We start from the raw sequence: 14,659 nt of genomic DNA, 5'->3' as shown, positions 1-14,659 counted from the left end.
GTTAGAAATAGCATTATTTATAACATGCACCGATATTTTCCTCTCTTAAATATCATTATAAATAATGTAATAAAAATTTTATTAAAAAACTCTTTGTAATGAGTACATTACAGAGAGTTTTTTTACTTTTCTAATTGACTTGTACAGTGTGGGCAACGAGATGCTTTGATAGAGATCTCACTTTGACAATAAGGACAAATCTTCTTCGTTGGTTTTTCTTCTACAGGTTTTTCTGTTTTAGTTCTTAATTTGTTCATCGTTTTAACAATCATAAAGATAACAAAAGCCATGATAATAAAATTAAGTAAACCAGTAATAAATAAACCATAATTAACAGTAGATGCTCCTGCTGCTTGAGCAGCAGCTAATGTTTTGTATGTATTTCCATCTAAAGCAATAAATAGATTAGAAAAATCAATCTTACCTGTAACTAAACTTAAAATAGGCATAATGATGTTTTCTACAAGAGAAGTAACTAATGAATTAAAAGCACCACCGATAATAACCCCAATAGCTAAATCAATCATGTTGCCTTTTAAGGCAAATTCTTTGAATTCTTTTAACATTATTATTGATCTCCTTTTTCTTTATTATAAGAAAAAGAAAAAAAGACATCAAGATGCCTTTTATGTTATTCTTATTTGGGAGGATAAGAATAATATAGAAAGATAATAGAGGGAATATGAATAGTAAAATCTATTTTCTTTCTACAGATTTAATATATAAATAAAAAATAGTTAAAAAAAGTTACAAATGTAAAAAAATATGTGATTTGTTATCACAAATTTATATAAGCATAAAGATGAATTTAGTGTATAATATTGTAGAATAGGGGAGGATGACATGAAAAATTTATTTTATAGATTATTAATATATTTAGATAGCGCCAATGAAACAGATACAAATTATAACATTGCCTGGTATATGGCACATCATATTTCAGAAGTAGCTCATATGGGAATTTCTAAACTTGCGAGCGAATGTTTTGTGTCTCCAGCAACCATTTCTCGTTTTTGTAGAACACTTGGTTATGAAAATTATGCTCATTTAAAACAAGAGTGTGCGTGGTTTAGTTCAACATCAAGAAAGTTTAATAATTTAATTAATGTTCCTTTAGATATGATGAAAGATCATCCAGAAGAAAGTACAGCTTATTATAGTCAACAAATTTGTACATCTTTAAGTCAACTTTCTTCTTATTTAGATTGGAATGTAATCGATGAGGTTTTAAAACTGATTCATGATAGTGATAACGTAGCTTTTTTTGGAACACAGTTTTCACATTCAGTTGCTTTACATTTTCAAACTGATTTATTGATGTTAGAGAAGTTCACAATGGCTTATATGGAACAAACAAGTCAGCTTCAATGTGCTAAGGAGTTAGATGAAAATAGTGTAGCTATTATTTTAACAGTGAGTGGTCATATTTTTAATGGGAGTCAAAAGATGATTTCATATATTAAAAAATCAAATGCGAAAGTTGTTGTGATTACCAATGATAAGAGCTTTGATTTTGGTTTTGAACCAAATTATATTATTGAAATAGGTGATTCAAAATATAAAAAAACAGGTAAACATAATTTACTTACAACAATGGAATTAATGTCACTTAGATATTATTCTATTTATTATCCTGATGTAAAAGATAATATTATTGAATAGGAGATACATATGAGAGAAATAACATGTTCAACAATTACAGATGCAATTAAAAAAATGTGTATAGAAGCAGCAACTATTTTACCTCAAGATGTTGAAAAAGCATTATCACAAAAACATGATGAAGAAGATAGTGCACTTGCCAAAAAAACATTACAAGTATTAATGGATAATGCAAAGTTGGCACAAGAAAAACAAATGCCTATTTGTCAAGATACAGGAATGGCTTTTGTCTATGTGACAATGGGACAAGAAGTACATATTACAGGTGGCAGTTTAAATGAAGCAATTCAAGAAGGAGTAAGACAAGGATATACAGAGGGGTATTTAAGAAAATCAGTTGTTAAAGATCCTTTGTTTGAACGTACTAATACAAAAGATAATACTCCAGCAATTATTTATTATGATATTGTTGAGGGGGATACTTTTCATATTACTTTAGCACCTAAAGGATTTGGTTCAGAAAATATGAGCCAAATTAAGATGTTAAAACCAAGTGATGGACTTCAAGGAATTAAGGATTTTGTGATGAAAGTGGTCAATGATGCAGGACCAAATGCCTGCCCACCAATGGTTATTGGTGTAGGTATTGGAGGTTCTTTTGATAAAGTGACAATGCTTGCTAAAAAGGCCATGATTCGTGAAATTGGAAGTCATCATTCAGATCAAAGATATGCTTCTTTAGAAGATGAATTATTACAAATGATCAATGAAACAGGAATTGGCCCTGCTGGTTATGGAGGAAAGACAACAGCTCTTTCTTTAAATATTGAAACTTTCCCTACACATATTGCAGGAATGCCAGTCGCTGTTAGTATTTGTTGTCATGTCTCACGTCATAAGGAGGTTTCGTTATGATTTATTTAGAAACACCATTAACAGTTGATAAAATTAAACAGCTAAAAGCTGGAGATGAAGTTTTTTTAAGTGGAACGATTTATACAGGAAGAGATGCTGCTCATAAAAGATTGATTCAATTATTGGATGAAGGAAAAGAACTTCCTTTCAATATCCAAGATCAAACGATTTTTTATGTTGGCCCAACACCTTCAAAACCAGGTCAAGTATTTGGCAGTGGTGGACCAACCACTTCAGGAAGAATGGATGCTTATTCACCTAGACTTATTAAACTTGGCTTACATGCGATGATTGGTAAAGGGTATCGAAGTGATGCAGTTAAAAAAGCCATTGTTGACTATCATGGCGTTTATTTTGGTGCTATTGGTGGTGCTGGAGCGATGATGTCTTCATGTATAGAAGAATGTGAAGTGATTGCTTTTGATGATTTAGGACCGGAAGCAATTCGTAAGTTAAAAGTTAAAAATATGCCATTAGTTGTAGTGATTGATCATTTAGGAAATGATTTATATGAAATTGGTAGAAAAAACTATTTAAAAAAGGATTGTAAGTAGTATCTATATTTTCTATAATAGCGATACATTAATAGAGGTGAAAAAAAGAAATGGGATTATTTAAGAAAAAAACAGATTATAGTTATTACAGTTCTTATAGTAGTTCAAGAAGACGTTTAAAAGTAGGACGTACTGTGATTGCTGTAATTGCAGCAGTGGTTGTTATTTTAGGAATTATTATTTATTTTAATTTTAATAGAATTCAATTTTTGATGAAAGGTTACTCTTGGTCAACAACAAGTGAGTTAGTGAGCTCATTTGATAATGATGAAGAAAAAGAATTGTTATCACATGATGAGATGAAACATATTTTAAAATGGATCGATAATTCAAATAAAGTAGCTCTTTATGATGAATATGAACAATTCTATTCTTTACATAAAGATATGAATTATGAAGATATCGTTGATGTTGTTAATTATATTTTTGAAAATCAAGTGCCTTCATTAAAATCAATGGGTTATAGTGAAAAAACAATTTGGTCAATGTTAAAAGATGGTGCTGGTAAAAGTGATCTTCAATTTTTAATAGACAATAAACTTACAAATAGTCAAACAGCTCCTTTTAGAAAAGTAAAAGGATATGATTTAAAGAAAATCAATGATTATATGACACAATATAATACTGTTAAAGATTATAATTATGCCGTTAATATTGTTAATTATCCATTTATTGTTTCAAGTAATGGTCAAACAAAAGCTAAATATAATATTGCCAATCCAGATGATTATTTAACTCTTGTAAAAAAAGGATTCTATTTAAATGATTATGAACCAAAAGATTTAGTAGAATTAGATAGTGAATATGTAGCGCCAACATGCGATCATCCACAACTTAGAAAAGTTGCAGCCGAAGCTTTAGTTAAAATGATCAAAGATGCTAAAAAAGAAGGTATGTATTTATTATTAAATAGTGGTTATCGTTCATATGAAGAACAAGAAAAAATCTATCAAGAAACTGAACAAAAATATGGTGGTGCTTATGCTGCTGAATATGTAGCTACTCCAGGAGCAAGTGAACATCAAACAGGACTTGGTATTGATATGACTTCTCAAAGTGTCGTTGATAAACAAAGACTTGTCTTTGGGGATACAACAGAATATAAATGGGTTGTTGAAAACTGTGCAAAATATGGATTTATTGTTCGTTTTACAGAAGGAACGGATGGTATTACAGGAATTTCTCATGAACCATGGCATTTACGTTATGTAGGTAAAAAAGTGGCTAAGGAAATTAAAGATCAAAACTGGACGTTAGAAGAGTATTGTTTATATAAAAACGTTATTCCAAAATTTAAGAAAGATTAAAAATCTAGAGTTTTCTCTAGATTTTTATATAGAGTTATTATGAAAACATTAATCACAACATTAAATTCAAAATTTATCCATAAATCATTAGCGTTAAGACTTCTTTATGTAGCTTGTAAAGATGATCATGATATTGATTTTAAAGAATATACCATTAAAGATGATTTAAATCATATCGTAGATGATCTTTTATCAATGGATTTAGATATTCTTTGTTTAAGTGTCTATATTTGGAATGTAGATCATATTCAAAAATTATGTCATTTATTAAAAGAAAGAAAACCTGAGTTAAAGATTATTATTGGTGGACCTGAAGTAACTTATGAAATTGATCATTTTTTAGATGAGTTTGAAATTGACTATATTATGGCAGGTGAAGGGGAAGTTGCTTTAAATCAATTATTGACAGCTTTGGAAAATAATGAAGAAGTCAAGCTTCAAGGTATTAGTATGAAAGAACATCGAGATCCACGCTTGATTCCACCAGTTGATTTAAGTTATTTAGAAACGTTAGAGTCTCCTTATCTATTAGAAAGAGACATGAAAGATATGAAAAATAGGATTTTATATTTTGAAACAAGTAGAGGATGTCCTTATCAATGTCAATATTGTTTATCTTCATTAGAAAAAGGATTAAGATTCTTTTCAATGGATTATTTAAAACAACAATTAAAAGCAATCTTAAATACAGATGTCAAAGTAATTAAGCTTTTAGATCGCTCGTTTAACGCTAAAACAGAACATGCTTTAGAAATATTAGACTTTGTTTTTAAAAACTGTCATCCAGGAGTGCAATTACAATTTGAAATCAATGGGGATGTTTTAGATCAAAGAATTATTGATTTTATTAATGAAGAAGCACCTGATGGTTTACTTAGATTTGAAATCGGTATTCAATCAACTTATGAACCAACAAATAAAGTTGTTCAAAGATATCAAAACTTTGAACGTCTATGTGATGTTATTCGACAACTCCAACAAAATCATAAAATAGATTTTCATTTAGATTTAATTGCAGGATTGCCACTAGAGAACTTACAAAGATTCTCAAAATCATTTGATGATGTTTTTAGATTATATCCTAAGGAATTACAATTAGGGTTCTTAAAACTTTTAAGAGGAACAAGTTTAAGAAAAGAAGCTAATAAATATGGTTATATTTATGAAAAACATGCTCCTTATGAATTAATAGAGAGTCATGATTTATCTAAAGAAGATATTGAAAAAATACATTTAGCTGAAGATATGTTACAAAAATATTGGAATTCAGGGAAAATGCCAATAACAATGAATAAAGTCTTAAGACAATGTAAGTCACCATTTTATTTCTTTTTAGATTTGGGTGAATTTTACCAAGCTCAACAGTTTAAATTCTTTGGTTTTCAATTAGACGAATTATTCCAATATATCAATATTTATTTAAAAGAACAATATGAAGATGAATTAATAGAAGACTATTTAAGATTATCTAAAGTCAAACCTAAAAAATGGTGGAAGACAAGAATTGATAACGAAAAAGAAATCAAACATCGATTAATAGAAAAGTATCAATTAAATCAAGAAGATGTCTTTAGATATGGGGTTGTTGAAAAATTAAAAGAAGATTATATTTTAGTAATTTATAAAAATTATCAAGTCCATGTAGAAAAATATCATATCTAATGAAATTAAATAAAAATTTCATTATACTATAGATAGATAGGAGGCTTTGTATGATTAAAAGTATTAGAAAAAGAGATGGGCGTTTAGTTGACTTTGAAGTAGACAAGATTGCTGGAGCGCTTTATAAAGCCTTTAGTGCATGTTTTGATAAAGTAGAATTAAAGAAAGTATATGCTATTGCTCATGATGTAGAAAAAAGATTAGAAGAAAAAGAAAGTACTTTACCAACAGTAGAACTTGTTCAAGATACAGTTGAAGAAATTTTAATTGAAGAAGGCTATGTAAGAGTAGCAAAGGCTTATATTTTATATCGTGATAAAAGAAGTCGTTCTCGTGATATGAAATCGATTTTGTTAGAAAGTATTGAAAATGAATCCAGTGATGATATTAATTTGTTTGATGTTTTTGAAAACTTAATGAATGATGCAATGGATAAAACAAGAAAAGAGGATTTAAAAAAGGTTTTTAAGCTTTTAAAAGAATTGAATATTGATGAAGAAATCATCTATCAAAAAGTATCAGAAACTTTTGCAATGACAGATGAAACATTAAAATCAGTTATAAAATAATAAAAGGAACGAAAAGTTCCTTTTATTATTGCCAAACTTCTTCAGCGATTTCTTTAACAAGTTTGACTTTATTCCATTGTTCTTCTTTAGTAAGTAAGTTTCCTTCTTCTGTTGAAGCAAAGCCACATTGTGGAGACAGTGCTAATTGATTTAATGGAACATATTTTTCTGCTTCATGAATACGTTTAATAATTTCATCTTTGTTTTCAAGTTTAGCATCTTTAGAAGTCACAAGACCTAAGACAACTTTTTGATTTTGAATATAGCGAAGAGGTTCAAATCCACCAGCACGTTCACTATCATATTCTAAGAAGAAACCATCAACATGACAATTCCCAAATAAAGTTTTTGCAACTGGTTCATATCCCCCTGAAGTAAACCATGTTGATCTAAAGTTACCTCTACAAATATGCATTGTAATAACCATATCATCAGGTTTAGCTTCTAATGCGAGATTGATCATATCAACATATTTTTTAGCAAGTTCATCTACATCAATTCCTCTTGCTTTGTAAGCTTCTCTTTTTTCTTTTGAACAAAATTCTCCCCATGAAGTATCATCTAATTGAAGATAACGACAACCAGCTTGATAAAAAGCTTTGATTGCTTTTTGATAAGCATAGGCGATATCTTTTAATAAAACATCGTTATCTTGATATTTTTCAATAGGTTGATAGTTTTCTTCTCTAATACAACAAATTAAATGAAGCATTGAAGGAGAAGGGATACATTGTTTAACTTCTGTTTCTCCAGATACTCTTTGCATGAATTTAAAATGTTTTAAAAATGGATGATCTTCGGGAAAATCGATTTTATCCACAATTTCTAAAGTTTGACTTTTTGGTTGATGTCCTTTAAAGGCAATTGAAAAATGTTCGACGGCTACTTTTTCTACGCCTTTTAAATCCCATAGAAAATCTAAATGCCAAAAAGCTCTTCGAAATTCACCATCAGTAACAGCTTTTAAACCAACAGCTTTTTCTTCATTAACAAGATTTTCAATTGATTTATTTTCAATTTCTTCTAATTGACTTTGATTGATTTTTCCTAAGGAAAAATCTTCTCTTGCTTGTTTAATTTCTTTATCTCTTAAAAAACTTCCAACAATATCATATTTATAAGGTGCGTTCATTTTTACTTCCTCCTTGTTGTTACTAAAAGTATAAAAAACATAAGTGATATTGTAAAATACATATTTTTCACTATTTGATATAGTTTAAAACTATATCAACTTTAAAAAATAACAAGATTTCTCTTGTTATTTAATAAATAAGTTATTTAAGTACCAATTTTTTTCTTCTTGAGTTAAGGCATCTTTAATATGATCGAAGGCATATTGTTGATATTCATTAATAGAAGCAATTTCATGATTTGATAAATAATCTAAATCTAGACCAGCAATATCAAATGGAACATAAGTGATCGGTTCAAATTTTAAGAAAGTACCATATTCATTTTCAGTATGTTTTACACATAAGAGTTCGTTTTCATGTCTAATACCATGACTACCTTCTACATAAACACCTGGTTCATCTGTTGTAATCATGCCTGGAACGATACATGCTTCATGACCATATAAGCTTTTTGGACGCAGTCCATTAGGGCCTTCATGAACATTTAAGAAATGACCAACACCATGCCCTGTTCCACAACGATAATCTAAATCATAATCATAGATAACACCACGAGCTAAAATATCTAAGTTGGCACCAGTTGTTACACCTTCAATAAAATGCGCATTTTGTAATCTAAACATGGCTTTTAAAGCAATTGTGAAATCTTTTCTTTCTGCTTGCGTCATTTCACCTAAAACGAATGTTCTAGTGATATCTGTTGTTCCTGTTAAGTATTGTCCACCACTATCAATTAATAATAGATGTGAAGCTTCTACTTTAGAATATTGTTTTTCTGTTGGATGATAATGCATTAAAGCTGCATTTTCACGATATGCACAAATGGTTGTAAAGGAAATATCTTTGAAATTTGGTTGTTGTTTTCTAAATTCTAAAAGTTTATTAGAGATATAAAGTTCATCCATTTCTATTTTTCCAATATTTGTTTTTAACCAATACATAAATTTAGTAACAGCAATACCATCATGTAAATGAGCATCTTTTGTCGCTTTGATTTCTGTATCGTTTTTAATTGATTTAAGTAATTGACTTGGATTTGTTTGATCGATGACATTATCTATATTAATAGAATTAACTAATGTATAGTTTACTGATTTTGTATCTAAAAGAACTTTACCATTGATATTTTTAATATCTTCATAAATATCAAAATAATCTTTAACTTCAATTTGATCTTTTAATAATTCATCAATGACTTCTTGACTTACCGCTTCTTTTCTTAAATAAAGATTTGCTTTTTCTTTTTCAATTAAAGCATAAGCTAAAGCAACAGGGTTGCATAAAACATCATTACCGCGAATATTAAAGATCCAAGCAATATCATCTAAAGTTGTCACTAAATGATATTTCGCATCTTTCATTTTTTCTCTAATGATTTCTAATTTTTCTTTTCTAGAAACACCACAATATTTTGTATCATATAAATAAACTTCTTCATGGGAAAGTTCAGAACGCTCTTGCCAAATAAGATCTACAAGATCTTCATTGGCTTGAATGGTATTTGTGAAAAGACATTGATTATAGGGCATTACGCGCCCATCAAAACCAATGGTTGCTTCTGGATATTTTTCAATATATTCTTTAATAGTAGGAACACCCGGTGTACGCATTTTCATTAATTGAATACAACTACCGGCAAGTTCTTTTTCTGCTTGAATAAAATAACGACCGTCTGTCCATAAATAAGCTTCCTCTTGTCTTACGATAAGAGTTCCAGCTGAACCGCTAAATCCAGACATATAATGACGAGCTTCAAAGTAACTTCCTACATATTCACTTTGATGAAAATCACTGGTTGGAATGATATAAAGATCGATTCCTCTTTCTTTCATAAGTTGTCTTAATTTTGTAATTCTTTGATTTATCATAATGACCTCCTAAGTTCTTTCATTTTAACATTTACATTCAAGAATGAAAAGGCTTAGAGATGAATAAAAAATTAGGAATGAATCTTGCTAAAAGTGGCATGACGCTAAGGTTTTGGCGGATTTATGCAAATGTTAAAATTTGTCTATTGACAAATATTGAAAAGTGGGAGTAGAATAACGTGCGAAATAAAGAATAAGGTATGTATTGCAAGCGCCACATCTCTAGGAAGTGACATGAACAACACAAAAATAGGGGAGGTGCTTTTATTTTTACATACATTCTTTAAAGAGGATTTTTGATAAATTCTTATAAATTCGTCATAAATTTATCATAAAGAGTGCTTTTGAAAGCTATGTCTGTTGAATTTTAAAAGAATGAGAGTACAATTATCCTCGACAAGAAGAAGGGGGAAAATAAGATGGATGATATTATTCAAAAGTTAATAGAATTCGATCGCCAATGCGTAGAAAAAGTAGAACTTGCGAAAAAGAAAAAAGCGGAAGCTCAATCAAGTATGATGTCGCAAAAGTCTACAATTTATAGTGAGTATATTGATAGTCAACAAGATCAAGTTGAAAAGCATAAACAAGATCTATTGAATAAGAATAAAGAAGAAGCACAATTACAAGAAAATGAATTTCATAAATCAATGAAAAATATGGAAGATTTATTTACTCAAAATAAAGATAAATGGGTAGATGAAATCTTTACGAGATGTACTAAATAGAAGGTGTAAAGATGTCTTTATCTTCAAATGCCTTATGTGCAAAAGCTAAAGCAATGTATGGTGGGCGTTTAAATAAGAATGTTTATCTTGATTTAACAAGAAAACAAACAATTGGAGAAGTTGTTTCTTATTTAAAATCTCAAACAAGTTATGCAGATGCTTTAAAAGATATTAATATTAGACATGTTCATCGTGGTCAAATAGAAGATTGTTTAAATCAAGAATATTATCATCGTTGTGCGAAGTTGATGAAATATTCACCTAAGTCTGATGAAGATTTTTATCTATTTGAAATTATTGGAGTAGAAATTAATTTAATTATGGATAAACTTGTTTCTTTACAAGCAAAGGAACAATATAGCTTTAATTTATCAATTCCTACTTATTTAGCGAAAAAGACAAGTTTTAATATTGATGGATTAGTAAACATTGAATCATTCAAAGATCTTTTACAATATCTTTCAAAAACAAGATATTATAAAGTTCTTAAAGAAATTGATTTCTCTGTCCCATTTGATGTTAAAGAAGTTCATATGTGCTTACAATCACTTTATTATGAAAACATTGTTGAAACAATTAAAAAACACTTCAAAGGAAGTGTTCAAAAAGATTTATTAAATATTTTCTATACTTCTATTGAATTAAAGAATATTTCAAAAATCTATCGTTATAAACAATATTTCCATGAATCAGAAGATTCAATCAGAAGTTCACTCTTTTTACAATATTCAAGATTGCCAAAAGATATGATGAATCGTTTAATTAGTGCAAGCGGTCCTAAAGAAGTATTATCTTTATTATCAACTTCTAAATATAACTTCTATATGGATGATAAAGAATTTGCCTATATCGAATATTATGCAGATAGTATTCAATATAATATCGCAAAAAGATACATGCGTTTTTCAAACAGTGCACCACTTGTTTATATGACTTATAGTATTTTACAAAGAATTGAAATAGATAACTTGAAGCATATTGTTGAAGGTATTCGTTATAATCAACCTGTTTCAAAAATTGAAAATACATTGATTTATGCATAGGAGGGAAAAAAATGATTAAGAATACACATTTATATAACATTGTTTTCTCTAGAGATGATTATATGGAAGTTTTGATGAAACTTGAAAATCATCAAGATTCTATTTATCCAGTTAAAGCGAAGAAAGTGATTTCTAATTTAGATCATGCAACTTCTATGGAAGATAGAAATCCATATAACGAAGTATTAGACGAACTTTATAATGTGATGGATGTCTTACATATTGAAAGAGTAGATAGACCCGTTCAAAGTGCATTTTTAAATGTTCGTGAAATTTTAGATTATATTTCAGAAATTCATCAAAAGTTAGATGATATTAATGAAATTAAAAGAGGAATTAAAAAAGATTATTATGAAAATCAAGAAGCAATTGAATTGATTTCATGTTTAAATCGTGATCGTATTTCTATCGATGATATTCATGAATTAAAATATGTTGCTTTAAGATTTGGTAAATTACCATTATCACAAATTGAAAAAATTAAATATTTTGACAGTTATCCATTTGTTTATCAAGAATTATCACATACAGATCAATTTGCTTGGATTGTTTATGGTGGCGTTGAACATAGTATTGGTGAAATTGATAACATTTTCTCTTCAATGAACTTTGAAGAAGTAAAACTTCCAAAATTTGCCCATGGTAAAATGGAAGAAGCAGTTGCTGAATTAAAAGCAGAAAATAAAACAATGGAAGCGTATCTTCAAGAACTTGATCAACGTATTGAAAAAGTGAAAGAAGAAAATGAAGAACAATTACTTAGTGACTTTTGGAAAACATATCGTTTGAAAGAGTTATACAAGAAAGGTAAATATGTAGTTGATTTAAAAACTAAAGCTGCAGTTTATGCATTTAGTTCATTTAATAAAAATGAATTAGAAGATATTGTAAATGTTCCTGGAATTACTATTCATGAACTTCCTATTGATACATATCAAGATCAAGGAATTGAAGGTCCTGTTTATGTTGAAAACAACACATTTTTCCAACCATTTGAATGCTTATTCACATTTAAACCTGGTGAAAAATTTGATCCAACAATGATTGCTGGTGTGGTTATGATGCTTTCAGCACTTGTTTTACTTGGTGATTTAGGAGTAGGTGTTTTAGCTATTCTATTATCATTTATTATTAAAGGTAACATCAGTAAGTTACTACAACGTGTAGGAGCTGCTGTTACAATAGGAGGACTATTAAGTGGAACAGTCTTCTATGGTATGTCACTTTATAATTCAATCTTTGTTGTAGGTACAAACTATGCAATGCAAATTGGATTATTCTTTGTTATAAACATTGCGTTATTATTAGTTTGTAGCTTAGTGAAAAAAGTGACAAAAAGATCAATAAAGAGTAAAGGGGGACTGTCATGGCAATAGCGAAATTAAACTTGGTTAGCCTTGATTTTGATAAAGACAATTGTAATGATGTGTTGCTTGAGCTTTATCAAAGAGATGATTTTCATCCCGAGCTAGCAAGCAAGTTTACGGATAGTGTTGCTGGTCTTTCAGCTTACAACAATGACAATCTTTATGAAGAATTGTTATCAAGAATTGAAGAAATGAAAACAAAATATCATTTTGAAGTTCCTGAAGTTGAAACAGATGCGCAACTTAATGTATTTAGAGCTAAAGAATTTTTAGATGATTTATTTTTAGATATTGACCGTATTGATGCTGTTAAAAAAGAATTGACAAAGATGATTGAAGAAAATGATGAAGCTATCATTACTTTAAATCATGTTGAAGGTTCTAATATTGACTTTGATCAATTATTTGGAACACAATATTTAAAAATAAGATTCGGTAAACTTCCTCTCAATAATGAAGGAAAGTTAGAGTATTATGAAACATTACCATTTGTTTATAAAGCATTTCAAAGAGATGATAAATATGTATGGTGTATGTATATGACGACACCTACAGATGCTCCTGAAGTGGATAATGTTTTTACATCACTTTATTTTGAAAAAATCCATATTCCTGAATTCGTTCATGGTTCATGTGAATTAGCTGAAAAAGAAATTCAAAATGAATCTGATTCAGCTAAACAATACAGCCAAGATTTACAAAATAGAATTGATAAAACAATTTCAGAAAATATGGAAGAATTAACACGTATTTATAGTGTTGCTAAAAAATTAAATTCAGTTTATGCAATGCAAAAATATATTGTTAAATTAGGTGATAAATTAAATGTTCATGGATTTGTCCCTAAGAATGATTTAGATAATTTCAAAAACACTTTTGAAAGTATCGATGGTGTTAAACTTGAAGTTTTACCTGCTACATCAGATGTACGTCTAGAACCACCAACAAGACTTAAAAATTCATGGTTTGCAAGACCATTTAGAATGTTCGTCGAAATGTATGGTGTACCTCGTTACAATGATGTAGATCCAACGTTATTAGTTGCTATTTCATATACTTTATTATTTGGTATTATGTTTGGTGACTTAGGACAAGGTATTATTCTTTCTTTAGTAGGCCTTGTTGCTGAAAAGAAATTTAATTTAAAATTAGGTGGCGTGGGAGTTCGTTTAGGTATTTCCAGTGCAATCTTCGGTGTATTCTTTGGTTCGTTCTTTGGAAATGAAGAAATCTTATCTGAATATTTCAAAGGTTTCTCATTCTTTAATGCAATGTCACCAGAAAATACAATGACATTATTAATGGCTGCCATTGGACTTGGTATTGTCTTAATTCTTATTTCAATGACATTCAGTATTGTTTTGAACTTTAAAAAGAAAAATATCGGTGAAGCGATTTTAAGTCAAAATGGTTTATGTGGGGTTACATTCTATGTTGCTGTTATTGGTGCAGCTCTTGGAATGCTTACAGGACAACATTTTGTAAATATTTTCTATATTTTAATTTTAATTGTATTACCACTTATCTTAATGTTCTTAAAAGAACCGTTAATTAGAAAATTAGAAGAACATGGTGAAATGTTCCCAAATGGTTTTGGAGCATTCTTTGTTGAAGGATTCTTCGAATTATTTGAAGTAGTCTTATCATTTATTACAAACACAATGTCATTCTTGCGTGTCGGGGGATTCGTTTTATCGCATGCTGGTATGATGCTTGTTGTTTATACTCTTGCTGAAATGGTAGGAGGATTTGGTGAAATCATCGTCTTGATTTTAGGAAACGTTTTTGTAATGTGTCTTGAAGGATTGATTGTTGGAATTCAAGTATTACGTCTTGAATTCTATGAAATGTTTTCACGTTATTATGAAGGAAATGGAATTCCATTTAAAACTATTAAGGAAGATTAAATTC

The 14,659-nt window shown here is 29.0% G+C and carries 13 protein-coding genes; 10 read left to right on the top strand and 3 right to left on the bottom strand.

Translation table 11 applies throughout. From position 1 onward, the window contains the following. Positions 1 to 122 precede the first annotated feature (122 nt). Complete coding sequence (gene mscL, locus HUU89_RS11620) at positions 123 to 566, bottom strand: large conductance mechanosensitive channel protein MscL (RefSeq protein ID WP_175301829.1); 444 nt, start codon at positions 564 to 566, stop codon at positions 123 to 125. 277 nt (positions 567 to 843) lie between these two features. Here mscL and HUU89_RS11615 point away from each other — a divergent pair, with 277 nt between their 5' ends. From HUU89_RS11615 to HUU89_RS11590, 6 genes are read left to right on the top strand one after another with little or no spacing between them, the layout of a single operon-like run. Next, on the top strand, positions 844 to 1,662 hold the full coding sequence (locus HUU89_RS11615; protein ID WP_032089648.1) for a MurR/RpiR family transcriptional regulator: 819 nt from the start codon (positions 844 to 846) through the stop codon (positions 1,660 to 1,662). Positions 1,663 to 1,671: 9 nt separating this feature from the next. Further along, positions 1,672 to 2,517, top strand: a complete 846-nt coding sequence (locus HUU89_RS11610) for a fumarate hydratase (protein WP_175301828.1) — start codon at positions 1,672 to 1,674, stop codon at positions 2,515 to 2,517. After that, on the top strand, positions 2,514 to 3,071 hold the full coding sequence (locus tag HUU89_RS11605) for a Fe-S-containing hydro-lyase (protein WP_022002307.1): 558 nt from the start codon (positions 2,514 to 2,516) through the stop codon (positions 3,069 to 3,071). The genes HUU89_RS11610 and HUU89_RS11605 overlap by 4 nt, the downstream gene beginning before the upstream one ends. Before the next feature lie 50 nt (positions 3,072 to 3,121). After that, a complete protein-coding gene (locus tag HUU89_RS11600; RefSeq protein WP_147580725.1) occupies positions 3,122 to 4,378 on the top strand; it encodes a D-alanyl-D-alanine carboxypeptidase family protein in 1,257 nt (418 codons plus the stop codon). A gap of 39 nt (positions 4,379 to 4,417) precedes the next feature. After that, a complete protein-coding gene (locus HUU89_RS11595; RefSeq protein ID WP_175301827.1) occupies positions 4,418 to 6,040 on the top strand; it encodes a B12-binding domain-containing radical SAM protein in 1,623 nt (540 codons plus the stop codon). Between the two features lie 50 nt (positions 6,041 to 6,090). Next, a complete protein-coding gene (locus HUU89_RS11590; RefSeq protein ID WP_022002304.1) occupies positions 6,091 to 6,609 on the top strand; it encodes an ATP cone domain-containing protein in 519 nt (172 codons plus the stop codon). Positions 6,610 to 6,634: 25 nt separating this feature from the next. On the opposite strand, the gene HUU89_RS11585 is transcribed toward HUU89_RS11590, so the two are convergent. Together HUU89_RS11585 and HUU89_RS11580 are read right to left on the bottom strand one after the other, a co-directional pair. Next, positions 6,635 to 7,741 carry a 5-methyltetrahydropteroyltriglutamate--homocysteine S-methyltransferase gene (locus HUU89_RS11585; protein WP_175301826.1) on the bottom strand — a complete coding sequence of 369 codons (1,107 nt, stop codon included), beginning with the start codon at positions 7,739 to 7,741 and terminating at the stop codon, positions 6,635 to 6,637. Between the two features lie 126 nt (positions 7,742 to 7,867). Further along, positions 7,868 to 9,610, bottom strand: coding sequence for a M24B family metallopeptidase (locus tag HUU89_RS11580; RefSeq protein WP_175301825.1), 1,743 nt, complete (start codon positions 9,608 to 9,610; stop codon positions 7,868 to 7,870). Between the two features lie 419 nt (positions 9,611 to 10,029). Here HUU89_RS11580 and HUU89_RS11575 point away from each other — a divergent pair, with 419 nt between their 5' ends. Genes HUU89_RS11575 through HUU89_RS11560 form a run of 4 tightly spaced genes read left to right on the top strand, consistent with a single transcriptional unit; the run spans position 10,030 to position 14,655 of the window. Continuing rightward, positions 10,030 to 10,338, top strand: a complete 309-nt coding sequence (locus tag HUU89_RS11575; protein ID WP_022002301.1) for a hypothetical protein — start codon at positions 10,030 to 10,032, stop codon at positions 10,336 to 10,338. An 11-nt stretch (positions 10,339 to 10,349) separates the two neighbouring features. Further along, complete coding sequence (locus tag HUU89_RS11570; RefSeq protein ID WP_175301824.1) at positions 10,350 to 11,381, top strand: V0D/AC39 family V-type ATPase subunit; 1,032 nt, start codon at positions 10,350 to 10,352, stop codon at positions 11,379 to 11,381. An 11-nt stretch (positions 11,382 to 11,392) separates the two neighbouring features. Continuing rightward, positions 11,393 to 12,757 carry a hypothetical protein gene (locus HUU89_RS11565; RefSeq protein WP_175301823.1) on the top strand — a complete coding sequence of 455 codons (1,365 nt, stop codon included), beginning with the start codon at positions 11,393 to 11,395 and terminating at the stop codon, positions 12,755 to 12,757. Continuing rightward, complete coding sequence (locus HUU89_RS11560) at positions 12,748 to 14,655, top strand: V-type ATP synthase subunit I (RefSeq protein ID WP_175301822.1); 1,908 nt, start codon at positions 12,748 to 12,750, stop codon at positions 14,653 to 14,655. Before HUU89_RS11565 ends, HUU89_RS11560 begins: the two co-directional genes overlap by 10 nt. Positions 14,656 to 14,659: the final 4 nt, after the last annotated feature.

It is taken from the genome of Faecalibacillus sp. H12 (genome assembly GCF_013361255.1).
GTDB classification, from domain to species: domain Bacteria; phylum Bacillota_I; class Bacilli_A; order Erysipelotrichales; family Coprobacillaceae; genus Faecalibacillus; species Faecalibacillus intestinalis.
This window is presented reverse-complemented; position numbering and strand designations above follow the sequence as displayed.

Coding starts and splice junctions, on each gene's coding strand:
- HUU89_RS11610 (WP_175301828.1), top strand. CDS start 1,672: ATGAGAGAAATAACATGTTCAACAATTACAGATGCAATTAAAAAAATG.
- HUU89_RS11580 (WP_175301825.1), bottom strand. CDS start 9,610: ATGATAAATCAAAGAATTACAAAATTAAGACAACTTATGAAAGAAAGA.
- HUU89_RS11560 (WP_175301822.1), top strand. CDS start 12,748: ATGGCAATAGCGAAATTAAACTTGGTTAGCCTTGATTTTGATAAAGAC.
- HUU89_RS11565 (WP_175301823.1), top strand. CDS start 11,393: ATGATTAAGAATACACATTTATATAACATTGTTTTCTCTAGAGATGAT.
- HUU89_RS11590 (WP_022002304.1), top strand. CDS start 6,091: ATGATTAAAAGTATTAGAAAAAGAGATGGGCGTTTAGTTGACTTTGAA.
- mscL (WP_175301829.1), bottom strand. CDS start 566: ATGTTAAAAGAATTCAAAGAATTTGCCTTAAAAGGCAACATGATTGAT.
- HUU89_RS11615 (WP_032089648.1), top strand. CDS start 844: ATGAAAAATTTATTTTATAGATTATTAATATATTTAGATAGCGCCAAT.
- HUU89_RS11595 (WP_175301827.1), top strand. CDS start 4,418: ATGAAAACATTAATCACAACATTAAATTCAAAATTTATCCATAAATCA.
- HUU89_RS11600 (WP_147580725.1), top strand. CDS start 3,122: ATGGGATTATTTAAGAAAAAAACAGATTATAGTTATTACAGTTCTTAT.
- HUU89_RS11585 (WP_175301826.1), bottom strand. CDS start 7,741: ATGAACGCACCTTATAAATATGATATTGTTGGAAGTTTTTTAAGAGAT.
- HUU89_RS11605 (WP_022002307.1), top strand. CDS start 2,514: ATGATTTATTTAGAAACACCATTAACAGTTGATAAAATTAAACAGCTA.
- HUU89_RS11575 (WP_022002301.1), top strand. CDS start 10,030: ATGGATGATATTATTCAAAAGTTAATAGAATTCGATCGCCAATGCGTA.
- HUU89_RS11570 (WP_175301824.1), top strand. CDS start 10,350: ATGTCTTTATCTTCAAATGCCTTATGTGCAAAAGCTAAAGCAATGTAT.